Annotated in this window: 20 protein-coding genes, 1 other RNA gene and 2 pseudogenes; 11 read left to right on the forward strand and 12 right to left on the reverse strand. The window is 48.2% G+C overall.

Annotated elements, in window-relative coordinates; all coding sequences use genetic code 11:
* Positions 1-55: 55 nt before the first annotated feature.
* Together FTT89_RS03635 and sbmA are read right to left on the reverse strand one after the other, a co-directional pair.
* On the reverse strand, positions 56-1021 hold the full coding sequence (locus tag FTT89_RS03635) for a hypothetical protein (protein ID WP_104499288.1): 966 nt from the start codon (positions 1019-1021) through the stop codon (positions 56-58).
* Positions 1022-1251: 230 nt separating this feature from the next.
* Positions 1252-2448 carry a peptide antibiotic transporter SbmA gene (gene sbmA / locus FTT89_RS03640; RefSeq protein WP_168399897.1) on the reverse strand — a complete coding sequence of 399 codons (1197 nt, stop codon included), beginning with the start codon at positions 2446-2448 and terminating at the stop codon, positions 1252-1254.
* A gap of 375 nt (positions 2449-2823) precedes the next feature.
* Between sbmA and FTT89_RS03645 the strand changes: the two genes are divergently transcribed.
* On the forward strand, positions 2824-3021 hold the full coding sequence (locus FTT89_RS03645; RefSeq protein WP_016659392.1) for a hypothetical protein: 198 nt from the start codon (positions 2824-2826) through the stop codon (positions 3019-3021).
* Positions 3022-3122: 101 nt separating this feature from the next.
* On the opposite strand, the gene pgaD is transcribed toward FTT89_RS03645, so the two are convergent.
* The 3 genes from pgaD to pgaB are packed head-to-tail and all read right to left on the reverse strand — an operon-like array spanning position 3123 to position 6793.
* Positions 3123-3560, reverse strand: a complete 438-nt coding sequence (gene pgaD, locus FTT89_RS03650) for a poly-beta-1,6-N-acetyl-D-glucosamine biosynthesis protein PgaD (protein WP_180172690.1) — start codon at positions 3558-3560, stop codon at positions 3123-3125.
* A 32-nt stretch (positions 3561-3592) separates the two neighbouring features.
* Positions 3593-4852 (reverse strand): poly-beta-1,6-N-acetyl-D-glucosamine synthase, encoded by a 1260-nt coding sequence (gene pgaC / locus FTT89_RS03655; protein WP_005179732.1) that lies wholly within the window; start codon positions 4850-4852, stop codon positions 3593-3595.
* An 18-nt stretch (positions 4853-4870) separates the two neighbouring features.
* Positions 4871-6793 (reverse strand): poly-beta-1,6-N-acetyl-D-glucosamine N-deacetylase PgaB, encoded by a 1923-nt coding sequence (gene pgaB, locus FTT89_RS03660; protein WP_257229682.1) that lies wholly within the window; start codon positions 6791-6793, stop codon positions 4871-4873.
* Positions 6794-7369: 576 nt separating this feature from the next.
* Between pgaB and tehB the strand changes: the two genes are divergently transcribed.
* The gene (gene tehB / locus FTT89_RS03665) at positions 7370-8236 is read left to right on the forward strand and encodes an SAM-dependent methyltransferase TehB (RefSeq protein WP_180172692.1); all 867 of its coding nucleotides are present in this window, start codon (positions 7370-7372) and stop codon (positions 8234-8236) included.
* A gap of 139 nt (positions 8237-8375) precedes the next feature.
* Here tehB and FTT89_RS03670 read toward each other — a convergent pair whose 3' ends face one another.
* Positions 8376-8486 carry a hypothetical protein gene (locus FTT89_RS03670; RefSeq protein ID WP_005179737.1) on the reverse strand — a complete coding sequence of 37 codons (111 nt, stop codon included), beginning with the start codon at positions 8484-8486 and terminating at the stop codon, positions 8376-8378.
* 189 nt (positions 8487-8675) lie between these two features.
* Between FTT89_RS03670 and FTT89_RS03675 the strand changes: the two are divergent.
* Positions 8676-9914, forward strand: a pseudogene (locus FTT89_RS03675) (IS256 family transposase).
* A 236-nt stretch (positions 9915-10150) separates the two neighbouring features.
* Here the strand turns inward: FTT89_RS03675 and FTT89_RS14520 are convergent.
* Positions 10151-10255: pseudogene (locus FTT89_RS14520) on the reverse strand (hypothetical protein); the annotation flags it as partial.
* Positions 10256-10603: 348 nt separating this feature from the next.
* Positions 10604-10963, reverse strand: a transfer-messenger RNA (tmRNA) gene (ssrA, locus tag FTT89_RS03680).
* Between the two features lie 132 nt (positions 10964-11095).
* Between ssrA and glpK the strand changes: the two genes are divergently transcribed.
* On the forward strand, positions 11096-12580 hold the full coding sequence (gene glpK / locus FTT89_RS03685) for a glycerol kinase GlpK (protein WP_104470625.1): 1485 nt from the start codon (positions 11096-11098) through the stop codon (positions 12578-12580).
* Positions 12581-12700: 120 nt separating this feature from the next.
* Here glpK and FTT89_RS03690 read toward each other — a convergent pair whose 3' ends face one another.
* Positions 12701-13198, reverse strand: coding sequence for a thioesterase family protein (locus FTT89_RS03690; protein WP_034597877.1), 498 nt, complete (start codon positions 13196-13198; stop codon positions 12701-12703).
* Positions 13199-13306: 108 nt separating this feature from the next.
* Between FTT89_RS03690 and hemB the strand changes: the two genes are divergently transcribed.
* Together hemB and thiO are read left to right on the forward strand one after the other, a co-directional pair.
* Entirely contained in the window at positions 13307-14320 is a 1014-nt protein-coding gene (gene hemB / locus FTT89_RS03695; protein ID WP_005179750.1) for a porphobilinogen synthase, read from the forward strand.
* 16 nt (positions 14321-14336) lie between these two features.
* Entirely contained in the window at positions 14337-15461 is a 1125-nt protein-coding gene (gene thiO, locus FTT89_RS03700; RefSeq protein ID WP_180172693.1) for a glycine oxidase ThiO, read from the forward strand.
* A 54-nt stretch (positions 15462-15515) separates the two neighbouring features.
* Here the strand turns inward: thiO and FTT89_RS03705 are convergent, their stop codons facing one another.
* Positions 15516-15977: an ABZJ_00895 family protein gene (locus tag FTT89_RS03705; RefSeq protein WP_035363315.1), complete on the reverse strand. Its 462-nt coding sequence runs from the start codon at positions 15975-15977 to the stop codon at positions 15516-15518.
* Between the two features lie 407 nt (positions 15978-16384).
* On the opposite strand from FTT89_RS03705, the gene FTT89_RS03710 reads away from it, so the two are divergent.
* The 3 genes from FTT89_RS03710 to FTT89_RS03720 are packed head-to-tail and all read left to right on the forward strand — an operon-like array spanning position 16385 to position 22351.
* Positions 16385-17635, forward strand: coding sequence for an exonuclease SbcCD subunit D C-terminal domain-containing protein (locus tag FTT89_RS03710; protein WP_180172694.1), 1251 nt, complete (start codon positions 16385-16387; stop codon positions 17633-17635).
* A gap of 9 nt (positions 17636-17644) precedes the next feature.
* Positions 17645-21250, forward strand: a complete 3606-nt coding sequence (locus FTT89_RS03715) for an AAA family ATPase (protein WP_180172695.1) — start codon at positions 17645-17647, stop codon at positions 21248-21250.
* A 3-nt stretch (positions 21251-21253) separates the two neighbouring features.
* Positions 21254-22351, forward strand: coding sequence for an acyltransferase (locus FTT89_RS03720; protein ID WP_104489467.1), 1098 nt, complete (start codon positions 21254-21256; stop codon positions 22349-22351).
* Positions 22352-22396: 45 nt separating this feature from the next.
* Here FTT89_RS03720 and FTT89_RS03725 read toward each other — a convergent pair whose 3' ends face one another.
* Positions 22397-23083 (reverse strand): YggS family pyridoxal phosphate-dependent enzyme, encoded by a 687-nt coding sequence (locus FTT89_RS03725; protein ID WP_163143431.1) that lies wholly within the window; start codon positions 23081-23083, stop codon positions 22397-22399.
* 123 nt (positions 23084-23206) lie between these two features.
* Between FTT89_RS03725 and FTT89_RS03730 the strand changes: the two genes are divergently transcribed.
* Both FTT89_RS03730 and FTT89_RS03735 read left to right on the forward strand, forming a co-directional pair.
* Positions 23207-24244, forward strand: coding sequence for a type IV pilus twitching motility protein PilT (locus tag FTT89_RS03730; RefSeq protein WP_160241046.1), 1038 nt, complete (start codon positions 23207-23209; stop codon positions 24242-24244).
* Between the two features lie 27 nt (positions 24245-24271).
* The gene (locus FTT89_RS03735; RefSeq protein ID WP_005179770.1) at positions 24272-25390 is read left to right on the forward strand and encodes a PilT/PilU family type 4a pilus ATPase; all 1119 of its coding nucleotides are present in this window, start codon (positions 24272-24274) and stop codon (positions 25388-25390) included.
* Between the two features lie 72 nt (positions 25391-25462).
* Here the strand turns inward: FTT89_RS03735 and fur are convergent, their stop codons facing one another.
* Positions 25463-25900 (reverse strand): ferric iron uptake transcriptional regulator, encoded by a 438-nt coding sequence (fur, locus tag FTT89_RS03740; protein WP_005179771.1) that lies wholly within the window; start codon positions 25898-25900, stop codon positions 25463-25465.
* Between the last annotated feature and the right edge of the window lie 74 nt (positions 25901-25974).

Raw genomic sequence — 25974 nt, forward strand, 5'->3', positions numbered from 1 at the left:
TGTAACGCGTATAAAAAAGGAGAAGTGATGTGCTTCTCCTTGTGACTTATACTGACTATTTCATTTGCCTGAGCATACGCTTGGCACCGGCATGATTATGCTGGTTGGCCAGCTCCTGCAAAATCCGTTTGGCCCGGGCTTTGGGCTGGGAAAAACGGTTACTAAAACTCGGCACAGCGCTTAAGCAACGCGCCAGTAAAATCCCCGATTCAGCATAGACATTCCGGGCATTGGTGCCCTGCAACCGGCCATAATTATAGGCCCGCTGTGCGCTGTTACAGGCATTTAACTCATTGCGGCCGCTGTTTAAATCACGGCGGGCAGCGACATAATATTTCATCTGCTGCTGTTGTGGGGTTGCAGCCACCACAGGTGCTGCTTTTACGGGTGCTGGGGTTTTCTCGGCTGGAAGTTCCGGTGTTTCTTTGGGTTCCGGCTCTTTGGCAACAGCTTTAGTGTTTTTATTATTCCGATTGGTATTCGTATTAGCCTTCTTGCTGCTGGAAGATGCCGAACGATAAAAACGCCGTGCTTCATCTTCCGTCATGACTTGAGTAAGTAAATGCACAATGCGGACTTCACCCTGGCCATCGCGTTTACGCTCGCTGACCGGCTCAATTGAAACAATCCAGTCCGGGCCATTTTTTCTGACACAGCGATAGGCACCAATGCCCTGATTAACATCACGATAAGTCGCCAACAGTTTTTTGGACCAGCTATTTTTCAGCATCGACATCGTGCTTTTATAGGCCAGTTTTAAATGTCCTTGCTGCGACTGACAATAGCTGCCCATATATTTGCGCGGAATCAGCGATTCTGCCGCCAGCTCTTTACGCTGTGGTCCCCAGTCATATACATAGGCTTTGGCTGAACCATTGGCCTGATTCAGATTTTTTTTCGCAATCAGCTCTTGTGGCGAAGCAAAGTGCTTCAAGGCATCTGGACTAAAACTCTCTACACTGACACAGCCCGAAAAGACGACACCGACCCCAGCCAACATCATGAAGGTTTTGACATTCACGTCTTTATTCTCTATTTTTCCCCACTCAAAACATAGCTCAAATAGGCGCAAATAACAAATCTAGCCAATTGATTTTACTTGATATTTCTCGTTTATTTATTACTACTGCCCCGCACTATCATCTGATAAATGCAAAATATCCAGAGTTTTAACAACGAAACCTGAACGCCTTAACACTTTCATCCGATCATTAAAAAACCCGCCTTAACAGCGGGTCAGTTGGGAATGACTTAATCATCCAGGGTCGATTCAAAGGCTTTTAAACGTTTATAAATCGACAGCAGTTCAATAATGGTGGGCCAGGAGGCAATTAAATACTGGAACGATTCACGTACCTTACCGAACACGTTACCAATCTGCATCATCAGGCCAAGGGTAATCGCTCCCGCAGCAATACTCGGGAACAGCACAAACAGACCGTAAATATTGTCCAGCTGCATGTACCAGATTCGTACCAGGTTGAAATAGGCATAATGGAAATACAGGCGGAAATAGTTCAGACGAACCTTGCTAAACAGCTCTTTCAAAGTCAGCGGATCGGCACGCTCGGCATGATCTTCCCCATAGACTAGTTCTTTACGATAAGCCGCTTCCACCTTCTGGTTGTTAAACTCCAGTCCTGGCAGTTTATAACCGACCACCATCAGCAGTACGGTACCAAACACCGCCCAACCAATTGCCGCCCATACCAGCGCATAAGGAATTTCCCCCAGAATTGGCAGGGTTTTCACATGGCTCGATAGCGTCACCAAAACCGGTAAAAAGGCAATCAGGGTAATGAGCGCTTCAATCAGGCTCACCCCCAGACCTTCGGTGGTACGGGCAAAGCGCATGGTATCTTCCTGAATACGCTGCGATGCCCCTTCAATATGACGTAAGCGGTCCCAGTAGGCGGTGTAATAATTGTTCATTGCCGTCCGCCAGCGGAACACATAGTGGCTGACAAAGAACAGGTTAAATACCGAAACCGTCACCGCCACAATTGCCACATACAAAAAGGTCATGATCTCGGCATAGAGGTTATTCACATCACCGCCGCCATTGCTCAGCATTTGCTGGATCAGGTCATAAAACGGGCTGTACCAGGCGTTAATGACTACGCTCACCTGCACCCAGAACCAGATATTAAACAGAATGAAGGATGAGCCCCACACCGACCAGCGCTGCCAGGGATTATCCGATTGAATCCGCCAGAAAATTGCAAAAATGGCTGTGGCCAGAAAATACCAGAGATAGAACCAGAGAAATGCCGGTGACCAGAAACGGCTGACCCCAATCGGGAGTTCTGCTTCATGATAGCCTTCAGGCAAACCGATGATGGTGCCCCAGCCTTGTCCACCGGAATACCACAGCACCAGATTAAGAATGAACCAGAGTAACAGCGAACTAAAAAACCATTTCGGATGTGGAAAAAATGACTTAAACATGCAGTGTTCTATTTCCTTTATTCTTTTCAAGATGTTGAAAATCCGCGTTTACAACATTGCAGCGTGCAATGCGCCACGCGATGACTTCAACATGAGCAATATACAAGATTTCCCAGACAGCGCATGTACTTTTCAGTACCGATTTTTCCGCTGACCAGTATTTAAAGCAATATAAAACCCCGATACTCCCCCTGACTATTTTTAGTAAAACAATAAAAAATCAAGAGCTTAAAATACCAATTTTTAGACTAAAAATTTAACTTTATTTTTTAAAATATCAATTACTTATTTATAATCTGACAAATAAAACCCATATTCCCGACCAGACAATGCTAAGATAAATATGTGATACATAATACATTTTTGAGGGAAATCATGATGGAAGTGAAAGCTGTTGAACTTATTCAGCCTCTGGTACTTGAGAAAGAGAACTGCCCACCTATCCATTTTGAGACAGGCACTATTTTAAAAGTCCTGATGACCACACCAACGGCGTATCTGGTCACGGCCGACACTGAATTTAATTTCACCATTTCATTTCAAGATGAACACAAGGTCTGGCGCAAGCTTTAATCCTCATTCCAAGCGCGATTCTTATCTCCATTCAGGCAGCTTATCAGGCTGCCTGTTTTTTTGCAGATATAAAACCAGAGCAGCCGAATTCCAGCCGACCTTTAAGATACAGGGTGCTGGGAATGTGCCTGTAAATCGACAATCTTGCCCTCCTGATCATGATAGACCGTGACAATTTTAGCCTGACGAGATTGCGTTAACATGACCGGTTCCAGCTGAAAATGCTCGGCAAACTGGTTTAACGGTGCCGGTTGCATGGTCTGGATGGAGTGCGCCGGAATATAGTTGGTCCACAGCCATAAACTCAAGCCACAAGCCACCAGCGCGCTAAAACCGTTTTGCAGAATACTTAGCATTAGCTGGGCCACTTGCTGAATCAGTGCATCCCGTTCCAAATCCAGTAAACCCAGACTGCTTAAAACCGGCTGCCACAACAGGCCCCAGGTCAGCCATAAGCCGGCGGTACACACGTTCGAGGCATAACGCTTTTGCCACGGCAATTCATAGCGATAATCAATAATTAAAGCATTGGCTTTCACAACTTTACTCTCAACACATCACATCGCGACAGTTAGCTGTCACGTTTAATTCCACGATCGGGACTGATCCAGCGTGCACGTTTCCCTTCCCCACGCAGCAGCATTTTTGGAAACGCCACAATACTGGCCGATACGGTAATCAGCCAGAACATGAACGGATACCAGATCATCCAGAAATAGTTTTTGGCCAGATTTTTTTCATAGCGGCTGTCCATCCATTTGCTGACCATAAACTGGAACAAACAGGTCGCGCCCAGCACAATACCCACCCCTTGCGGTAAAAACGGCGATTGCAGTTCCGGCAACGGTAAAATAGGCAGGCAGAAACTTAACATCCAGAGCAGACACAGCAACAGCAGCAGATATGACCAGACCAGAGTCAGCATCATTTCCAGAATCAGCGGCCACAAATAGTTCAGCTTGGGCTTAAAAATTACATCAATATTTTTATTTAACACCTGCGCCCCACCCATGGCCCAGCGCAAACGCTGTTTCCATAAGCCTTGCAGGGTTTCCGGCATCAGTACCCAGACCAGTGCATTCGGTTCAAATTCAATTTTCCAGCCGGCACGCTGCAGTTTCCAGGAAATATCAATATCTTCGGTCAGCATATCGTGCGACCAGTAACCGACCTGATGTACCGCGCTTTTACGAAAGGCGGTAATCGCGCCGGAAACAGTAAAAATACGGCCATAGGTGCGCTGGGCACGTTTAATCATGCCAATAATCGAGGAGAATTCTCCGACCTGGACCCGGCCCAATAAGGTCGAGCGATTGCGAATTCGCGGATTGCCCGTAACGGCGGCCACCGCCGGATCACGCTGGAAATGGCGTAACATCCAGCTAGCCGCATGTGGATCGAGCAAGGCATCGCCATCAATTCCAAGCAGATATTCAGCATCGGTGACCAGACTGCCGGCTTGCAGGCCCATGGCCTTGCCCTGATTTTCCGCCAGATGCACCACCCTTAACCGTGGATGCTGGGCCGCCAGACGGTTCAGTACCTCGCCAGTATTGTCCGAGCTGCCATCATTAATCGCGATGACTTCAAAGTTGGGATACTTTAATGCCAGTGCCTGGGTGATGGTTTCCTCGGCATTATCGCCTTCGTTAAAACACGGAATGAGCACCGCCACCAAAGGATATTCCTGTAAAGCCGGTGGCTGGGTAAAGGTCGGATCTTTGCGTTCTTTGACATAGAAAATCAGCGCGCCCATCATCCATAAATAGGACATGAATAGCGGATAATAAAACACAAAGTTCAGCACCGATTGCCAGAGTTCTTGCAACATGGTTGTTCCTCTAGCCTGTTACGGTGCGGATGCGGGCTGAGACTGGAAGGCCTGACGCAGCACAGCCGGATCAGGATGATTCTGGATCGGATCATCCGGATAGTAGGCAATGTGCTTCACACCGGCCTGATAGAGTTTCTGAATTGTTTCCGCAATTTCCGCAGATGGAATTTTATTGCCATTACGCCAGTCGACGGCCTGCAATTCAAACACCGTTTTACGCAGCCCTTGCGGATACTGCTGCACCCGACTCAATAGCTGCTGATAAAACTGCGCCGGATCATCGACCTGTTCCATATATGGCATGGCCATAATCGCGGTGAAGTCATAACGGTTTAGCGACTGTTCCAGCGACTGGGCATACCAGTTTTCTGAATAGGCCGACAGCGCCACCTGCGCATACAGGTTACGCGAGGTCTGCAAATAAGGCTGATACTGCCGCACGGTCTCGGCCAGCTCCATGGCAAAATCATCAATCACTTTGACTTTATAAGCTGTCCATTTCTGCAAGGCAGTATCATCAGCACGCAGTTGTACCAGATCAGTCGCTAAGCCCTGCTGCTGATAGGCCTTTTTGGCCCAGCTGCTGGCATCTTCATAATCGGACAAGGTGGCATCATCATGGAAAATAATGCCGTTGAACTGCGCCGATTTGGCCAGATCTTCATAAATGCCTTTAATGGTGTTGCGGGCGCGCGGCGAAAATGGACTTAAACGGTGATAGCCCATGTTCAGATGCTTACCGCTATGCGGCTGCTCGGTTTGCACCAGATCTTGGGCCACCGGATTCGAGACCGGTAATTCCCAGGCAAATACCGGCATCCAGGCATAGACACGACGTACCTGAGTCCGGGTCTGGATTTGCCAGGCCACACGGTTAAACAGGTCGGCACGCATTGGAATATAACGGTTCGGGAAATAGACCAGATCGGCCGAGCCATTGCCATCCGGATCAGAAAATGCCTGCAAATATACGGTATTGACGCCAATCTGCTGAATCCGGTCCAGCAATAAGCCTAAATTACGTTCCTGCTGCTGCGGGTCCGGATCATAAATATAGTCAATATCGACATGCATGATCTTTTGCGGACGATCATTGTCCGTGCGCTGCTGCTGATGTTTCTGGATTTCTTTGGCCAGTAGCGCTGCATCCATGTGTTTTTGAATCAGGATTCGCGGCAATCTGGAAAAACTGTTTACAGGTTGATTCTCGGCATCATCCAGCGTCAGGCTGATTGGCATCTTCAGTTTTTCAGCAATTTTTACCGTATGCAAGTTATAGCGACCATAGGGCCAGACCATAATTTTTGGCGCTTTCAGGCCATGTTTTTGCAATAGGCGCTGATTGGCTTTTAAGTCCTGCTGAATACGTTTCTGATAAGCGTTGTTATCTTCATAACGCTGCTGCGGAAAATAGGCACGTGCTACGGTGGCTGGCAATTCATTGCCCTGCGGATTGGCCACAATGCCTTTATGCAGGTCATAACTGTGGCTGGCAATTTCCACCAGACCGCTGGCCTGTAATTCTTTTAACTGTGCCCAGCTTAAAAAATGCTGGCGTGACACCAGTTGCCCGCCAAAATTAACCTGTTGCTGTTCTGCTGGTTCTAACCAGCGCCCAACCACCGACAACACGGCCGGAATATTCCGCTGTTTTAAAACAGGATAGACATGCTGATAAAAACTTTGATAGCCATCATCAAAACTGAGCAAGACTGATTTTTCCGGTAGCGCCTTGTTGTGTTGCTGTGCCTCTAACAGTTGCTGACTGCCAATAAACTGAAAGCCATTTTGTACCAGCCAGTCCAGATGCTGCTGCAATTGTTTAGGCTCAATCGCATATTCAGGCATTAACGGTTGTGGTTCAGAAGTGACTTCGTGGTAGGCAAGGATCGTCAAGTTTTTCATTTCATTTCCCGCCTGTGCCCAACCCATGAGCATACTACAAAGAAAGAAAACAAAAATCTGGACCGCTTTAATAAACTGAAATAGAGGAGACATAAGGCGCGCGGAATTCATGGTACAGACAAGAAGATACGATGCTACATTCGAGCAATTGCGCAGATTCAACCATTATTTTATTATTATTTGTGTATACATTTGTTAATTAATCCCGTTTTTTTGCTTTTTGCCCTTGCTTTCAAAATAAAGCAATAAAATATTTATGATTTTATATCATTCACTTAGTTTTACTTATTTTTTAGCCACCCACCAACGGGTCAGTTGATAATTTTCTAAAGGGTAGACGCTTTTATAAGCCCAAAATGTGATCTGGTTTTCAATTTTAAATTCTCACCATTTGATACTGAAGTATTTTTCAAAACGCTAATACATCTGCAAAAATGGAAATGTGGAGATCATTTTGAGCTGAAGATTCACCGCTAAAATAGTATGGATTGAGTCATCTAGATAATTGGAAGTGGGCCGATGAAATCATGCCCTTTCCCCTTCCTTCTCTGGCATATTGTGCAGGCTTAGGGTTTAATGACATTTACCCCAAGTGCACATGGAGAAAAGATGCAAACGCTCGTATGCTATAAACAGCTACCGATCTGGACACAAGACACTATCCCGCCCGGCTTTTTACGCCAGCACAATACCAAAGCCGGCACTTGGGCCCAACTGAAGGTTTTAAAAGGTGAATTGCATTTTGCCTTGCTCGATGAAGCAGGCACGCTGTTGTCTGAACATCTGTTTAGCCCGGAACAGCAACCGCCCATGCTTGAGCCGCAAGTGTGGCACAAGATTGTTTCGGCCAGTGCCGATGTCGAATGTCAGCTCAGCTTTTATTGCACAGCCAATGACTACTTTGCCAAAAAATATAAACTGACCCCGACCCATTCAGAAATTCTGGCCGCACAGCCATCTTTACAGGGCAACACGGCGCTGGATGTTGGCTGTGGCAGTGGTCGTAATGCGCTGTTTTTAAGTCAGCACGGTTTTCAGGTCGATGCCTGGGATGTCAATGCCCAAAGTCTGGAGCGCCTGAACGAGATTATTCAGCAGGAACAGATTCAGAGCATTCATACCACGCTACGGGATTTAAATATTAATCCACAGATTCAGGGTCAATACGATTTTGTGTATTGCACGGTGGTGATGATGTTTTTACAACCCGACACCATCCCGACTTTGATTCAGCAGATGCAGCAGGCCACCAAAGCTGGTGGCCTTAACCTGATTGTTTGCGCGATGGATAGTGAAGATTATCCGATTCAACCGGACTTCCCTTTTAGCTTTAAAGCCGGTGAGTTAAAAGCTTATTATGAAGGCTGGACTTTGCTGAAATACAATGAAAATGTGGGTGAACTGCACCGTGTCGATGAACAGGGCAAGCGTATTCAACAGCGCTTTGCGACATTATTGGCACAGAAAACAGCGTAAAAAATTTATCCTTACATATAAAAGCTGATCGTCTGGATGAGGGTCGGCTTTAGAGGAAGAATACAAAACAGTGATAGTCAGCAAGTTTAATAACTTGCTGATGATTCAATAATTATTGGATAAAGCGACTAAGAAAACGTTACAGCAGATATTCCCAGATCACATAGCCTAGACCAAAACCAATCAATGAGTACAGCGTAATAATAAAGAAGACAAAACTCGCGCTATTTTTCTTTTTTAAAAAGCTCATTGTGATCTCAACGGTAAAATCTGTTGTCACATCTTACCCCAATTTGAGGATTTTTAAAGAGAAATTGGAGTTTATCGTGCTGACTAAAAAATCCAGAAGTGCAATTACTCATCACTCGAGACTGTAAATTAAATTGTGTAATTGCCTGAATTTGCTATGTTCATATTCACAACGGAGTCAGGCAATATGATGAACGAACAACAACTAAAAGACCTTGCAGCAGAATTTGCTAAAGGAATCAAAACAGAAGACGACCTCAACCAATTCACCCGATTGTTGACCAAACTCACTGTTGAAACGGCTCTTAATGCCGAACTTACCGAACATCTGGGACATGAAAAAAATGCCCGTAAATCTGGCTCAAATTCACGCAATGGTTATTCTAGTAAGACTGTACTTAGCGATGATGGGGAGATTGAGATCACCACACCACGTGATCGTGATGGCACTTTCGAACCTCAGTTGATTAAGAAAAATCAGACCCGTATCACGCAAATGGATAGCCAGATTCTATCCCTTTATGCCAAAGGCATGACCACCCGTGAAATCGTTGCTACCTTCAAGGAAATGTACGATGCCGATGCATCTCCAACGCTCATTTCCAAGGCGAACAGCACTGCTGTGAGGATGCCGCCAATGAGCAGGTTGCTGAATGGCAAAACCGTCCGCTGGATGTGATCTATCCCATCGTTTATATGGACTGTATTGTGGTTAAAGTCCGTCATAATGGCAGTGTCATCAACAAGGCTGTATTCCTTGCCTTAGGCATTAATCTTGATGGACACAAAGAACTGCTCGGCATGTGGATGACTGAGAATGAAGGTGCCAAGTTCTGGCTGAATGTCCTGACTGAGCTTAAAAACCGAGGGTTGCAGGATATTCTGATCGCCTGCCTTGCGAAGCAGTGCTTCTCAGGACTAAAAGGCTTTCCTGATGCCATTAACAGCGTATACCCGCAAACCCATATCCAGCTGTGCATTATCCACATGCTGCGCAACAGCTTGAAATACGTGTCATGGAAAGATTACAAGGCGGTCACTCAGGATTTAAAAGCCGTTTATCAATCACCCACTGAAGAGGCAGCCTTGATGGCCCTGGATCAATTTGCCCAAACATGGGATGACAAGTACCCACAGATCAGCAAAAGCTGGCGTACACACTGGGAGAATCTGAATACCTTCTTTGCTTATCCAGCCGAGATACGCAAAGCCATCTACACTACCAACGCAATCGAGTCATTAAACAGCGTAATACGCCAAGCGATCAAAAAACGTAAAGTCTTTCCAACGGATGATTCTGTACGTAAAGTGATTTGCCTGGCAATTGATGCAGCATCTAAAAAGTGGAATATGCGCGATTCGCGACTGGCGTTTAGCCATGAGCCGCTTTATTATTGAATTCGGTGACCGCTTAAGCAATCACCTTTAAATTGATGAAAAGCAATTACACAAAATTATTTACAGGCTCCATCACTCTAAAATAGAGTTGCAATTTTTATTCTGCTTTATAAAAGCATGGTACGCGGATTCAATTTATAGGGCTTATATGTCGATTGTAATCTTCTATTATGCTTTTTATCTCTAAACAAACTTGTATCTTTTATGTCCAAGCTCAATCATTTTTGCCAATCTATTTATTGATCATTCACCGATATGAACATTATCTTATCGCTCCAACACCTCATTAGGTAAAACAAACTCTAACTTAATATCGTATGCAGTCACTGTCCGTGTACACTTTGGTTTATCTAGTCCTTTACATTTTTCATGACGGTCTAATTTATTGTTTTTTTTTAAATCAAATTAATAAGAAATAAAAATCTCCTCTTAAAAGAGCGGTCGTACATTCTATTATTCTTCACCATCAAACTGCCAGAATACAATCCCCCAATCACTTTTAAAATCAGGAAAGATATCTCCCTGTTTAAAATATTGACGTGAATTTTCTTTGGCAAATGTATACCAGTAGCCGCTGCATGGGGATAAGAACAAGCAAGAAATTGCAAAATTAAGCGTGGCACACACAGCATAAGGCCACTGATATTTCTACTTGTTGAAATAAAAATGTGGCAAATAAAAAAGCCACTTACATAAGTGGCTGATTTATAAAATAAATTCTGGTGGAGGTGGCGGGAGTTGAACCCGCGTCCGCCAACACTACGCTCGAGAATACTACATGCTTAGATATCGTCTATTGTTTTAACACTTTAAGACCCGACGAACAGGGTTCAAAGTGCGATCCTCTAAGTTTGGTATAAAGCCCCGAGGCTTGGCTCTATACGGACTTGTGTGCGTTCGCTTCGGTCGGGTTCACTGACCACAAGTATTCAGTGAAGCGGACAAGCGGCCCTTAGGCAGCTAGAGCGTAAGTTTCGTCGTTTGCGACTATTTAAATGCAAATTTGATTTACGAGAGAAAATGCGCTCTCGGCATGCATCTATGAGTTTCATCATCAGCGTCGAAGCCAATAACACCCCCAGACTACAGCGCCATCATAGCATAAAAGTTGAAAATTACGAGATCATTTCACAACTATTCACCGCAAGATCTGCGCTTAATAACATAATTGCGCTAATATTTTAAATTTCAAGTCAGATAACAGTATAAATTATGACTTATTTACTCGCCCTGGATCAGGGCACGACCTCAAGTCGCGCGATTATTTTTAATGAACATGGGCAGGTTCAGGCCAGCGCGCAACGCGAAACCCAAATCAACACCCCGCAATCCGGCTGGGTGGAACAGGATGCCCAGGAAATCTGGAGCAGCCAGATGGCTGTGGTGCAACAGGCGCTGGCGTCCGCACGGATTCTGGCCAAAGATATTCAGGCCATTGGCCTCACCAACCAGCGGGAAACCACTATCGTCTGGGACAAACGCAATGGTCAGCCCTTGGCGCCGGCCATCATCTGGCAAGACCGGCGCGCAGCCGACTGGTGTAATCAGCTGCTGCAACAGGGACTGCAACAAAAAATACAGCAGACCACCGGATTATTAATTGACCCTTATTTTAGTGCCGGCAAGCTGGTCTGGTTGCTTAAGCATATTCCCGGTCTGGCCGAACTGGCAGCGCAAGGTCATGTTGCCTTTGGTACCGTCGATAGCTGGCTAATCTGGAACCTGACCCAAGGCGCCGAGCATGTAATTGAAGTCAGCAATGCCTCACGCACCATGCTCATGAATTTACAAACCCAAAGCTGGGATGAAGAACTGCTGCAACTTTTTCAGATTCCCGCTTCGGTCTTACCGAAAATTATCAGTTCCGACCATTATGTGGCCGATACCGCTGCCGGCTTACTCGGCGCCCGAATTCCAATCAGCGGCATTCTGGGCGATCAGCAATCGGCCCTGTTCGGCCAGTCCTGCTTTGAGCCGGGCATGGCCAAAAACACCTATGGTACCGGCTGCTTTATGCTGTTTAATACCGGTTCGACACTGCAATACAGCCAGAATAAACTGCTCAGCACCCTGGCCTGGCAATGCCAGAACCAGACCCATTATGCGCTTGAAGGCAGTGTGTTTATGGCTGGTGCGATTGTGCAATGGCTACGCGATGGTTTGGGCATCATTCAACAGAGTGCCGAGGTCGAACAGCTGGCCAGTCAGGTCCGCGATACCGATGGCGTGGTGCTGGTGCCGGCTTTTACCGGTCTAGGTGCGCCGCATTGGGACAGTGATGCACGTGCCCTGCTCTGCGGTATGTCGCGTGGCACTCACAAAGCCCATATCGCCCGGGCAGCGCTTGAAGCAATTGCCTTTCAGGTGGCCGATGTTCTCAGCGCGATGCAGTCAGATATTCAGCAACCGCTCAAAGAATTACGGGTCGATGGCGGCGCCAGCTGTAATGATATGCTAATGCAGTTTCAGGCCGATCTGCTCAATGTGCCAGTGTTAAGGCCGCAAATGCGAGAATCCACCGCCTGGGGCGCAGCGGCAATGGCCGGGCTTAAATCCGGGGTGTTTAACAGCCTGAATGATATTGCTGATAACTGGCAGCTGGAACGCGCGTTTGAACCCGGCATGGGAGAAGATCAGCGTCAGGCACATTTGCAAAAATGGCAACAGGCGCTAAAACGTGCCCGTTCCGATCTTTAAACGGCACACGCCCCGCGAAATCGCTCAAGCTTGATTTTTACGCTATTCACCGCGACTGATCCAAATAAAAAACAGGCCCGATTGAGCCTGTTTTTTTATCTGCCAATCAATCCATTTGGATTAATAAGCATAAGACGCAATTGCGGTGGCAATGGCTTTATGTTCATCATTGACCAGAGTCATGCGCATGGTACAGCCTTTACGGCCCAAACGCAGGGTTTCAGCACGGGCCGTAAAATATTTGCCTCGCCCCGGCGCCAGATAATCCACCCGCATATCCACCGTGGCCAATCGGGTCACTTTCTTGATGGTATCAGGTAACTGCTCCGGCTCGGTGCGCTTATACAGCTCGCCCATCGCCACAATCCCGCCCACACTGTCCAGAATTGTCGCAGCAACCCCGCCATGTAAAATCTGGAAAGCCACATTGCCAATCAGCTGCGGCTGCATCTCGATATAGGCTTCAATCTGCTGATCCACCACGCGCATCTGCATACCGTTATGCTTAAAAAATGGTGAACTGTTAAAGGCCTGACACAATTGCTGTAAGACGACATCAATATCTACTTTCGAACCCAAATGAATGCCTCCGGTCCACTTTTTTGCCATATCGCTCATAAATTGGCCAATTACCTTAAATTGAGAAAAAACGCATGTATTTTGCCCCACAATCCTGTTTATGGGTCTACAATATTGCCTAGTTTAATACTGATCAGTGAGATTGTTATGACTTATACGTTCAATCGTCCCGCATTTCCTGCCACTCGTATGCGTCGTATCCGTAAAAATGACCAGCTACGTGCCATGGTGCGAGAAACCCAGCTCACGGTTGATCATCTCATTTATCCAGTATTTGTTTTACCCGGTCAAAACCAGACCCAAGATATTCCAAGCATGCCCAACATTCAGCGCCTGTCGGCCGATCTGCTGCTGAAAAAAGCCGAACGCCTGCTGGAACTGGGCGTGTCTAAACTGGCGCTGTTTCCGGTCACCCCACAAGAAGATAAAAGCCTGACCGCCGAAGCCGCCTGGCGCGAAGATGGCCTGGTACAAAGCACGGTCCGTTTACTGAAAAAAGAACTCCCGGAGATGGTGCTGATTACCGACGGCGCCCTCGATCCGTACACCACTCATGGTCAGGACGGCATTATTGATGACAGCGGTTATGTGCTGAATGATGAAACCGTAGCAGCCTTAATCAAGCAATGCTTAAGCCATGCCGAAGCCGGTGCCGATGTGGTGGCACCAAGTGACATGATGGATGGCCGTATTGGTGCTATCCGTCAGGCACTGGAAGCACAAGGTCATATCTATACCAACATCATGGCTTACTCGGCCAAATATGCTTCCAGCTTTTATGGCCCGTTCCGGGATGCCGTCGGTTCGGCCAGCAATTTAAAAGGCGGCAATAAATACAATTACCAGATGGATATTGGCAACCGTGCAGAAGCGCTGCATGAAATCGCGCTGGATATTCAGGAGGGCGCCGACATGGTGATTGTCAAACCGGGTATGCCGTATCTGGATATTGTCCGTGAAGTCAAAGATACCTTTGCTGTGCCAACCTTTGTTTATCAGGTCAGTGGCGAATACGCGATGCTGGCTGCTGCCATTCAAAATGGCTGGTTATCCGACAGCGTGATCATTGAATCGCTGATGAGCTGCCGCCGTGCCGGTGCCGATGGCATCTGGACCTACTTTGCAGAAGAAGCCGCACTCAAACTCAAAGACATGAAATAAGGATATTGCCACTGCAATGAAGCACATTGCCATGATTGGCGCCGGCATTAGTGGACTGATGTCGGCGCTGGAGCTCTTGGAACAGGGCTGCTCGGTCAGTATTTTTGATCAGCAGCAATCCGGTCAGGCCGCTTCCTGGGCCGGTGGTGGTATTCTCTCTCCAATGTATCCGTGGCGTTATCCGGCAGCGGTAAATGTGCTGGCGCAATCGGCCAAAACTGAATATCTGCGCTGGAATGCCAAACTTCAGCCTGACACCGGCATTGATTTTCAGATCCATGAAACCGGTATGCTGATTTTTGATGAAAGCGATTTTGACATTGGCCTGAATTTCGCCGAGCTGTTTCAGCAACCGATGCAGCAGGCAGAGCATCTGCACAGTACCGAACTGCATCAGCTGAATCCGCATATTTCCGCCCAGTTCCAGCAGGCCATCTATTTCCCGCAGCTGGCCAATGTGCGTAATCCGCGTTTATTACAGTCAATTCTGTGCTATTTAAAGCAGCATCCACGGGTGCAGCTGTTTGAACACTGCCCGATTGAACGCCTAGAACTGCACGGTCAGCAAGTACGCGCCATTGTTGATCAGACCGGACAGCGTTATCAGGCCGATGACTATGTCTTGACCACCGGCGCCTGGTCAGCGCGCTGGGCCGAGCAGCTTGATGTACAGATTCCGGTACGTCCGGTGCATGGACAGATGGTACTGTTTAAAACTCCTGAAAACTGGCTGCCCACCATGTGCATGAATCAAGTCATGTATCTGATTCCGCGTCAGGACGGCCATATTGTCTGTGGTTCCAGTATGGCAGAACAGGGCTTTGATACCTGTTTGAATGCCGATACCACGGCCAATATTCTGGAGGCCAGCTATGCCATGGTGCCAGCCTTAAAAGACCTGCCCATCGTCAAGCAATGGGCCGGTTTACGCCCGGGCTCACCAGACGGCGGTATTCCCTATATTGGCTTGATGCCAGAGTTTGACAATCTGTGGGCCAATTTTGGCCATTTCCGCAATGGCTTATGTATGGCACCAGCCTCTGCGCGTTTGCTGCGTCAACTGCTATTGGGCCAGACCCCGGATGTATCTCCGGAGGCTTATAGTCCGGCCCGTTTACAGCGCGCTGCCCTGGCCAGTTAAGATCGGATCGATTCCCCTACCCGAGATGAGGCGAAGGGAAATACACCAGATGATTTAGCCCTGATGCTGTGAACCAAACATTTTGGCCGCCATCCGCTGCGCCTGTTTACCATAAAACCAGTACGTCAGCAGATACAGCGGAATGGCAATTAATAACCACATAATCACCACCACGCTTAAAAATTGCGGCTGCTGTAAATACAGCAGAAAATCCTGCCAGATGGTTGGATTCTGACGGGAAAAAATCCAGATGCCGAGTAATAAAAAGGCCAGATTATAGCCCCAGAAAATCAGGCTAAAACCTAAGGTCAGCTTTTTACGCTCGGCCTGAGACGGTGCGCGCTGCTGCTGTTTTAAAAATTTAAACAGCACCCAGATCATGGCAACCAAGTAAGGCACTGCGGTTAAAATGCCGCCCACACCTGCCGGTAACAATGCAGCCAGTACCCCGCAGATACAGGTAAAGATCAGACAGAAAAATAAAAACCAGAGAAAATAACGTGTTAGAGAAATCATTAAACTGTCTACCTGAGCCATAAGCAACTAGTATAAAAAAAATTAATTTTTTTTGCATGATCCTGTCAACCGTTGTGCCCGAACAGGCGTTATATAGGGCACAAGCTTCATCTCCGGCGAATTTGTAACGGCATCCACAAATTTTTCGGGAAGCTTTGCTAAAGCAATAAGCGAATGTGAATCAAGTTTTTGTATAGCAGCCAAATGCTTTGTTCATCGCACTTTTTATTTGGCCGACGATTTATCATCACTCGAATCGTCGGCTTTTATTTGTCTGGCCTTTGCTGGTGAGCAGCATTCATCTTCAGAACAATAAAGATTAAACCTTAGCGTTTTATACCGGTACAGAATTTTAAATTTCGCCCTCAGCTATAGTATGCTTGCCTAAAGCAAAACAGGTTGATGACATGGCAGTGCATTTTTTTCATACGTCAGATTGGCATTTGGGGCAATTTTTCCATAACCACGATCGTGAATATGAACATGCACAGTTTTTAGACTGGTTATTAGAACAAATCCAGGAAAAACAGCCGAATGCCCTGTTTATTGCCGGGGATATTTTTGATGTGATTAACCCGGCCTCCAGCGCGCAGCGCCAGCTGTACCAGTTTCTGGCCGATGCTCATGCCATTGCACCGCACATGCAAACCCTGATGATTGCCGGTAACCATGACTCCGGCTACCGCATTGAACAGGTGGAACCGTTGCTGGCCAAGTTTAAGGCCAAGGCGGTTGGGGTGATTCAGCGCAATACCGACAACCAGCTGGATCTCGACCGTTTACTGGTGCCAATTTATGATGCCGAAAACAAAGTTATTGCCTGGTGTCTGACCCTGCCGTTTTTGCGCACTGCGGAAATTACCGGACTGAATGAGCAGACCCAGAACGCCCAGAATGCGATTGCCTATTTACATCAGCAGTTGATTGCCGAAGCCAAACGCCGTAAAACGGAAGATCAGGCACTAATCCTGATGTCACATGCGCATATGCAAGGTGGCGAAACCTCAGATTCAGAACGGCCGATCATTATTGGTCATGAAGAAGCACTTTCCACTGCCCTATTTGATGATGTGATTGACTATGTCGCGCTGGGGCATCTGCATAAACCGCAAAAAGTCCAGCATCCACATATCCGCTATAGCGGCTCTCCAATTCCGCTGTCTTTTAGTGAAATCCAGTACAAGCATCAGGTGCTCGAGGTCAAGATTGACCCGCAGGCTGCGCCCGAACAGCGCCTGCAACTGAGCTCACTGCTGATTCCGCGCAGTGTACAGCTGCACCGTATTCGCGGCAGTCTGGATGAAGTGTTTCAGCAACTGAAAGCCCTCCCGCAAGGTACGGTGGAACGCATCTGCCAGCGTGATTATCTGGAAATTGAATACAGCACCGATGTACCACCACCGGTCGATTTACGCCAGCAGATTGAACAGACCTTACCGGAACAGCGCTATCGCCTGTTACGCATTTGCCGGGTCTACACCCCACAGGAAGATCAGGCCGCAGATCAGTCCAAAATTGATCTGGCCCCGCCCACACCGGACAGCTTATTCAAACAGTTGTGGAGCAAAATGGGCTATCAGCCGGATGCCTCGGTCGAGCGAGATTTTATGCAGCTGCTGATTGAAGCGCAGCATAGCCTTGAACAAGAACAGCCATAAGGATCAGACATGAAAATTTTACGTTTAAGTCTGAATAATCTGGCTTCTATTGCCGGCACCCAGGACATCAACTTTGAAAGCGCACCTTTGGCACATGCCGGCCTGATTGCGATTACCGGAAAAACCGGGGCCGGTAAATCGACCCTGCTCGATGCCATGTGTCTGGCGCTGTATGACCAGATTCCGCGCTTAAACGGCGCTGCCGGGGCGCTTAAAGATGCCAGCGGTCAGGGCATCTCGATTAAAGATTCTAAAAATATTCTGCGCCGCGGCTGTACCCAAGGCTTTGCCGAACTGGAATTTATTGCGCTGGATCAAAAGCGTTATCTGGCACGCTGGGAAGTGCGCCGCGCCCGTAACAAGGTCGATGGCAATTTAAAAGTCGAACGCGCGATTACCGCTGTGGAAGATCAGCGCGTGCTGACCCAGAAAATTTCGGAATGCACCCCGACTGTTGAAAAGCTGATTGGGCTGAGTTTTGAGCAGTTTACCCGCGCCGTCTTGCTGGCCCAGTCTGAAGTGGGTGCGTTTTTAAAGGCCAAAGATCAAGACCGCGCCGACTTGCTGGAATATCTGACCAATTCCCATATTTTCAGTCTGGTCAGTCAGAAAGCCTTTGAAAAAATCCGCCAGATTCGCAGCGAAAAAGAACAGTTACAACAACTGATGGGGCATATTGAGTTGCTTAGTGATGAGCAGCTACAAGCCCTGCAACAGCAGCATGCCCAGAGCAAACTGAGTCTGCATGAAAAACTGCAAAGCGAAAAACTGCTGTTGAATGATTTAAGCTGGTACAAGCAGCAACATCGTCTGCACAGTGAAATTCAGGCCAAAAAAGAATTTTATCTGGTGCAGGTCGATGCCAACCAGAAAATGCAGCCGCAGCGTGACCTGCTGGCGCAGCTGGACCAGTTTCAGGAAATCCGTGAACAGTATCTGCAGCAGCGCCAGCAACAGTTGCAACAGCAACAGCTGGCGCAGCAACTTGAGCAATTCCAGCCGGAATTTCAACACTGTGAACAGCAGCATCAGCAGGCACAGCAGCAGCTGGAACAATTGCAGCACAGCGCGCAACAACAGCAGAAAGAACAGCTACAGTTACAACCCGTGTTAGAACAGGCACTACAGCTGGATGGCCAGATTGAGCATCTGATTCAGCGCTATAAAGAAGCCGATGCCCAGCTGAAACAGATTCAACATGAAAAAATTACGCCACTAACCACCCAGCAGCACGGCCAGCAACAGCACTTACAGCAGTTGCATACGCATTTAGAACATCTGGAACAGCAATCGGTCCAGCATGCCTTTCTGGCAGTATTTGACCGTGAGCCGCACAGTATTTTGCAACGCTTGCAGCAATTCCAGAAACTGCAACAACAGCTACAGCAGCAGGCACCGGCACATGCGCACAGTTCACTGGCCCAGTTGCAACAGCAGCTAGATGATGTAAAACAGCAACAGGCCGATGCGCTCCAGCAGGCCGGCTCAATGGCTGAACTGGAACAGCAAGCAACAGAACTGGAACAGCAGCAGGTACAGCACCAGCAACACAGCCAGCAGCTGGAACAAGCCCTGTTCCTGTTACAACACATGCTGAATGAGCAGCAGGAACAGCAGCAATTACAGCAGCACATGACCCAGCTTCAGGCCGAGCTAAGCAGCTTGCAACAGGCGCAAACTGAAGCACAGCAGCACTACCAGAATGCCCAGACGGCACGTGAACAGCTGGAACAGATTTTTGCCCAGCAGCGTTTATTGCAGGCACAAAGTGTGCAGGAGTTGCGTCAGCAGCTGCAAGCAGAACAGCCGTGTATGGTCTGCGGTAGCACTGAGCATCCATTTGTCAGTCATCAGGATTTGCTGGAATCTGCACTGCAGTCGGTGCAAGACACCCAGTTACAACAGGCCCAGCAGCAGGAACAGCAGTGCCAGCAGCAGCTCCAGCAATTACAATTGCAACATTCCAAACAGCAAACCCTGCTGGAACAGAAACAGCTACGCTCTAGCCAGCTTCAAGACAGTGTGCAACAGAAACTGCAGCAGGTTCAAAAGCTCAGCCCAAGCACACAGCTGGATGATACAGCACACGATCTGACCGCCTTGCAGACCACACTGCAACACAAGCTAAATCAGCAGCAACAGCAGTTACAGCAGCTAAAAACTCGCCAGCAACAGCTGAAAAGCCAGACCCAGCAGCTGCAACATTTGCAGCAACAGATTCAGTCCCTGCAGTTACTCTGTCAGCAATGCCAGCAGCTGGAACAACTGATTGAACCGGTTACCCAGGCACTGGAGCCGGCCCAGCAAGCGCAATGGGCGAACCAGGCCGAGATGTGTCAGACTCTTATTGCCCTGCTGAGCAGCCGGACTCAATACCTGCAACAGCGCGAGCAATGCCTGCAACAGCAGCAGGAATTACAGCGCCAGATCAAAGACGGCGAACAGCAACTACAGTTCTATCAGCAGCAACAGCAACAGCTGAGCAATGACCTTACCCATGCACAAACTCAAGGCAGCCAGTTGCGCCAGCAGGTACGTGATCTCAGCCAGCAACATGCTGGACAGGTGCTGGATACCGGCAAAGCCTGGCAGCAGCTGTTACGAGAGCAGCAGCAACAACTCCAGCAGCAGGTAGAACAGCAACACCTGCACTGCCGTCAGCTGGAACAGCAATTCCAGCAGGCGCAGCTGAAACAGCAAGACCTGCATACACGCCAGCAGCAGCTTCTGGAAAGTGTACAGCAGCTACAGCACAACATTCAGCAGTGGCAAAGCCAGCATCCACAGTTCACTGCCGAGAAGATTGAGCAGTGTCTGGGTATTGATCTGGCCAGCTGGCAGGCCATGCGTCAGGCCATCCAGCAACAGCAGCAAGCCATGCTCAGTGCACAAAGTGCGCTGGATGTATTGCAGGAGCAATTCCAGCAGCATCAGGCCCAGCAACCAACTGCCAGCTATGATGAGGTGACCACCCAACTGGAACAGCTGGAACAAGAAAAAAACAGCTTGCAGGAGCAGTTTAACCAGCTGGAAACCCAGTTACGCATGCAGCAACAGGCGCAGGCACAACTGTCCAAATTCCAGAGCCAGATTGAAAAAATTCAGGCTGAAGAATATCGCTGGGGCCGGATTGCCGATTTAATTGGCAGCAAGGAAGGCACCAAATTCCAGAAAATTGCCCAGGAACATCATCTGGATATTCTGGTGGAACATGCCAACCAGCAACTGCAGCCACTGGCGCCGCGTTATCAGCTACAACGTATTCCCAACAGTCTGGGCCTCGCGATTCTGGATCATGACATGAATGGCGAAATCCGGCCGGTACTGTCTTTATCGGGGGGTGAAACCTTCCTGGTATCACTGGCGCTGGCACTGGCCATTGCCAATATGGCCTCCGGCTCCATGAAACTGGAATCGCTGTTTATTGATGAAGGCTTTGGGACGCTCGATCCGGCCTCGCTACATATGGTCATGAATGCGCTCGACCGGCTGCAAAGCCAGGGCCGTAAAGTGGTGCTGATTTCCCATATTCAGGAAATTCACGAACGGATTCCGGTCCAAATTCAGGTCAAACCAATTGGTGCTGGGGCCAGTACCCTGCAAATTGTAGGCTAGACCATGTTCTGGCACTATCGTCCGCTCTCGCCGCAGCTCAGCCTGCAGCTGGAAAGCCTGCGCGGATGGAGTGCCATTCTGGTGCTGTTCAGCCACTGTTTTCAGGCCTTTATTGGTCCGCTGGATCAAACCCTCTATTCGGGTGTGCGTCTGCTCGGACAAGCCGCAGTGATGATGTTCTTTGTTCTAAGCGGCTATCTGATTGGACATTCCATCCGTCACAATATCCATCGCCATCGACAGTTTTCAGGCTTGGCCTATAGCCGGCAACGCTGCCAGCGTATTCTGGGACCATTTTTATTTGCCATGTTGCTGACCTTGTTATTGTATGCACTGGCGCCCTATTTCTTTGCATCCGGCTCCCATAACATTGAGGCGAGCCAAAGCTTTATGATCCGGCACAGCTATGACATTAGTGCAGCCGATTTTCTCGGTTCACTGTTTTTCGTCAATGGTTTTGTAACGCCGACCGTATCGGCCAATGCTGCCCTCTGGAGCCTGAGTTATGAAGTCTGGTTTTATGTTCTGGCCGGTTGTCTGGTGACATTCAGACCTGGGAGCATCCTGCTGTTTTTAACCCTGCTGCTTGGCTTAAGCCTGCTCAATATCCAGTTCCTGATTTATTTTCTGGTCTGGCTGCTGGCTTTTGCTTTTGCCAGTCCGGCATGGAGCAAACAGATTCCAGCCGCCCAACTGCACTATTTTAAATCCGGTTTTCTGCTCTTGGCGGTGCTGATTGCCCTGTTTGATGCCTACCAGTTTCACTCCATTTATCTGGCGCAGTACTATACTGGCGAAAATTTCAGGCTGTTTAACCTGTGTATCGGGATTGCAGCGGCCTGCTGGCTGCTACAACTGGCGCGTGGTGAACGGCAGATTCAGGTGATCTGGCCGGCTTCCGCGCAGTTTTCCTATACCCTGTATATCACCCATTTCCCGTTGCTGATTTTTATCCTGGGCTGTTTCCCGTTTACGCTGCAGCACGGTTTAGGAGTGGCTCTGCTCAGCCTGATTATCACGATGGCGGTGCTGATTGGTTTTGCCTGGCTGGTGGCGCAAAAACTGGAACCACCTCGCCGGATTGAACGACACTTGTCCTAAGCGGACTGTGATGTCAAACAATAAGCTGAATATTGTGATGCAGCGTTATTTCGAATAATCGCGTGCACCAAATAATGCCGTACCAATCCGCACCATGGTCGAACCTGCGGCAATTGCTGCATTTAAATCACCGGACATGCCCATACTTAACGTATCCCAATCTGCAGGCTGTGCATGTTGCGCCTTGACCGTATCAAACAGTTGTTTGGCATCCTGAAAGGCGGCAGTGTTATTTGGTGCCGGAATCACCATCAGGCCACGTAAACGTAAATTCGGCAACCGACTGATCTGCTCGACCAGCGCCGGTACTTCGGCAGGGCTACAGCCATCTTTGCTATCCTGTCCATCAATATTGACCTGCAGGCAGATATTCAGTGGCGCCTGCTGATCGCTGCGCTGATTGGACAAGCGCTCAGCAATAATCAGCCGGTCTACCCCATGCACCCAGGCAAATTTTTCAGCCAGATGTTTGGTTTTGTTGCGCTGCACATGGCCAATAAAATGCCACTCAATCTCTAAATCCTGCAGCGCCTCAATTTTTTCCAGCGCTTCCTGCAAATAGTTTTCGCCAAAGGCTCGCTGTCCGGTCTGGTACATTTCCTGCAACACAGCACTCGGATGGGTTTTGGAAACCGCCAGCAGCTGGACCTCTGCCGGGTCACGCTGCGCCTGCTGACAGGCATGCTGAATTTGTTCTAACACATGTTGACGCGATTTTTGCAGGCTATTCATTGATGCGGTTCTCATTTTCATTCATCTTTTTTACTTTGCCCTCGTGCTAGGTGTTGGTTAAGCTGAGGGAAAGCCGTATTATTCTAACAAAATAATTAAGATTTATATGATCTCGGGGAACTTATGGATATTACAGAACTATTGGCCTTTTCGGCAAAAAATGGGGCATCGGATTTACACCTGTCGGCAGGCATGCCGCCACTGATTCGTGTGGATGGTGAAGTACGCCGCATCAATTTGCCCGCCTTGGAACATAAAGAAGTCCACAAGCTGGTCTATGACATCATGAACGACAAACAGCGCCGTGATTATGAAGATAACCTGGAAACCGACTTCTCGTTTGAAGTCCCGGGCGTGGCGCGTTTCCGTGTTAACGCATTTAACCAGAACCGCGGTGCAGGCGCGGTGTTTCGTACCATTCCCTCTAAAGTGCTGACCATTGAAGATTTGGGAATGGGTCAAATCTTTAGAGATATCTGTGACTATCCACGTGGTCTAGTGCTGGTCACGGGGCCGACGGGTTCGGGTAAATCCACCACCCTGGCGGCGATGATTGACTATATCAATGACAACCGCTATGACCACATTTTGACCGTGGAAGACCCGATTGAATTTGTGCATCAGTCTAAAAAATGTCTGGTCAACCAGCGTGAAGTGCATCGTGATACCCACGGCTTTAATGAAGCACTACGTTCTGCGCTGCGTGAAGACCCGGATATTATTCTGGTCGGTGAGATGCGTGACCTGGAAACCATCCGTTTGGCACTTACCGCGGCAGAAACCGGTCACCTGGTCTTTGGTACCCTGCATACCACCTCGGCGGCAAAAACCATTGACCGTGTGATTGACGTCTTTCCGGCCGAAGAAAAAGATATGGTGCGTGCCATGCTGTCTGAATCTTTACAGGCGGTCATTTCACAAACCCTGCTCAAGAAAAATGGCGGTGGCCGTGTGGCGGCGCATGAAATCATGATCGGGATTCCGGCCGTCCGTAACCTGATTCGTGAAAACAAGGTTGCACAGATGTACTCGGCCATTCAAACCGGTGCCAACTACGGTATGAGTACGCTGGACCAGAGCCTGAAAGCCCTGGTCAGCCGTGGCGTGATCAGTCCACAGACCGCGCGTACTGTGGCGAAACAGCCAGAATCGTTCCTCTAATCGTGTGCAGGAAGCCAGGACAGCGCTATGGACTTTAATGATTTATTGAATTTAATGATTCAGCAAAAAGCATCGGACCTGTTTATTACGGCCGATGTTGAGCCTTCCATGAAAATTAACGGCCAGATTGTGCCAGTGGCCAAATCCAAACTGACCGGGGAAATTGTCGGCCAGCTGCTCAACTCGATTATGACCGACAAGCAGCGCAAGGAATTTGCCGATACCCGTGAATGTAACTTTGCCATCACCAACCGTGATAAAAGCGCACGTTTCCGTGTCAGCGCTTTTCAGCAGCGTGATGAACCGGGCATGGTGCTGCGTCGGATTGAAACCAAAATTCCGACCATGGAAGAACTGAAACTGCCACCGATTTTAAAAGATCTGGCCATGACCAAACGTGGCATCATCATCTTTGTCGGGGCAACCGGTACCGGTAAATCGACCTCTTTGGCGTCGATTATTGGTTATCGTAACCAGAATTCCAAAGGTCATATCATCACCATTGAAGACCCGATTGAATTTGTGCACGAACACGCCGGCTGTATTATTACCCAGCGTGAAGTAGGCATTGATACCGATTCGTTTGAAGTGGCACTGAAAAACACCTTGCGTCAGGCCCCAGATGTGATCCTGATTGGTGAGATCCGTTCACGTGAAACCATGGATTATGCAATTGCCTTTGCCGAAACCGGTCACCTGGTATTTGCCACCCTGCACGCCAACAACGCCAACCAAGCCATTGACCGGATTATCCACTTCTTTGAGGCTGACCGTCATGGCCAGCTGTTTATGGATTTATCACTGAACCTGAAAGCCATTGTGGCACAGCAGCTGATTCCTACTATTGATGGCAACTCACGTCGTGCCGCGATTGAACTGCTGATTAACTCGCCACTGGTGTCCGATTTAATCCGTAAAGGCGATGTGCACGAAATTAAAGACCTGATGAAGCGTTCACGTGAGTTGGGTATGCAAACCTTTGACCAGGCCCTGTATGACCTGTATAAAGCCAAGCAGATCAGCTACAAAGATGCCCTGAAACATGCCGACTCGCCAAACGATTTGCGTCTGCAAATCAAGCTGTCGGAAGAAGGCGGCGAGCGTTTAATGCATGCCACTTCGAATATTACCTTCGACGGGCAATAATTTTAGGCAAAAAAAACAGGCTGATCTTCAGCCTGTTTTTATGGGTTGATTTATTGATGGGCAGTTTTGCGCTTATTTTTTACGGAACGCTTCGCGGCATTCCGGCGCATCGCAGTAGCCATATAAATTCAGTGAGTGACCGGTCAGTTCAAAACCAAACTTTTTCGCCACTTCATGCTGTTCGTGTTCAATCACGTCGTTGGTAAATTCCACCACTTTATTACAGTTCTGGCATACCAGGTGGTCGTGGTGATCTTCCTGCATAATTTCAAAAACCGAATGATTATTTTCAAAATTATGACGCTCGATAATCCCCGCGGCTTCAAACTGTGTTAACACGCGATACACAGTTGCTAAACCCACATCTTCACCCTGTTCGAGTAAAGTCTTGTAAATATCTTCCGCGCTTAAGTGATGTTGTCTTGAATTTTCTAATAATTCCAATATTTTAATTCGTGGAAGTGTAACTTTAAGGCCAGCTTTGCGTAGATCTTGATTTGAAATAGGCATGAAAAAAGGTCTCTCAACAAAATTAAAGTTGGAATATGCAACAAAGTTAAGATGCAGTATGATCTATGCTTGGA

Source organism: Acinetobacter sp. YH01025 (assembly GCF_013420185.1).
In the GTDB taxonomy this organism is placed as follows: Bacteria; Pseudomonadota; Gammaproteobacteria; order Pseudomonadales; family Moraxellaceae; genus Acinetobacter; species Acinetobacter indicus.

Excerpts from the sequence above, each read along its gene's own strand:
- FTT89_RS03720 (WP_104489467.1), top strand. The coding sequence starts at position 21,254 with ATGTTCTGGCACTATCGTCCGCTCTCGCCGCAGCTCAGCCTGCAGCTG.
- FTT89_RS03715 (WP_180172695.1), top strand. The coding sequence starts at position 17,645 with ATGAAAATTTTACGTTTAAGTCTGAATAATCTGGCTTCTATTGCCGGC.
- FTT89_RS03710 (WP_180172694.1), top strand. The coding sequence starts at position 16,385 with ATGGCAGTGCATTTTTTTCATACGTCAGATTGGCATTTGGGGCAATTT.
- FTT89_RS03670 (WP_005179737.1), bottom strand. The coding sequence starts at position 8,486 with ATGAGCTTTTTAAAAAAGAAAAATAGCGCGAGTTTTGTCTTCTTTATT.
- FTT89_RS03735 (WP_005179770.1), top strand. The coding sequence starts at position 24,272 with ATGGACTTTAATGATTTATTGAATTTAATGATTCAGCAAAAAGCATCG.
- glpK (WP_104470625.1), top strand. The coding sequence starts at position 11,096 with ATGACTTATTTACTCGCCCTGGATCAGGGCACGACCTCAAGTCGCGCG.
- thiO (WP_180172693.1), top strand. The coding sequence starts at position 14,337 with ATGAAGCACATTGCCATGATTGGCGCCGGCATTAGTGGACTGATGTCG.
- FTT89_RS03690 (WP_034597877.1), bottom strand. The coding sequence starts at position 13,198 with ATGAGCGATATGGCAAAAAAGTGGACCGGAGGCATTCATTTGGGTTCG.
- sbmA (WP_168399897.1), bottom strand. The coding sequence starts at position 2,448 with ATGTTTAAGTCATTTTTTCCACATCCGAAATGGTTTTTTAGTTCGCTG.
- pgaC (WP_005179732.1), bottom strand. The coding sequence starts at position 4,852 with ATGTTGCAAGAACTCTGGCAATCGGTGCTGAACTTTGTGTTTTATTAT.
- pgaB (WP_257229682.1), bottom strand. The coding sequence starts at position 6,793 with ATGCTCATGGGTTGGGCACAGGCGGGAAATGAAATGAAAAACTTGACG.
- FTT89_RS03725 (WP_163143431.1), bottom strand. The coding sequence starts at position 23,083 with ATGAATAGCCTGCAAAAATCGCGTCAACATGTGTTAGAACAAATTCAG.
- fur (WP_005179771.1), bottom strand. The coding sequence starts at position 25,900 with ATGCCTATTTCAAATCAAGATCTACGCAAAGCTGGCCTTAAAGTTACA.
- FTT89_RS03730 (WP_160241046.1), top strand. The coding sequence starts at position 23,207 with ATGGATATTACAGAACTATTGGCCTTTTCGGCAAAAAATGGGGCATCG.
- hemB (WP_005179750.1), top strand. The coding sequence starts at position 13,307 with ATGACTTATACGTTCAATCGTCCCGCATTTCCTGCCACTCGTATGCGT.
- tehB (WP_180172692.1), top strand. The coding sequence starts at position 7,370 with ATGCAAACGCTCGTATGCTATAAACAGCTACCGATCTGGACACAAGAC.
- FTT89_RS03645 (WP_016659392.1), top strand. The coding sequence starts at position 2,824 with ATGATGGAAGTGAAAGCTGTTGAACTTATTCAGCCTCTGGTACTTGAG.
- FTT89_RS03705 (WP_035363315.1), bottom strand. The coding sequence starts at position 15,977 with ATGATTTCTCTAACACGTTATTTTCTCTGGTTTTTATTTTTCTGTCTG.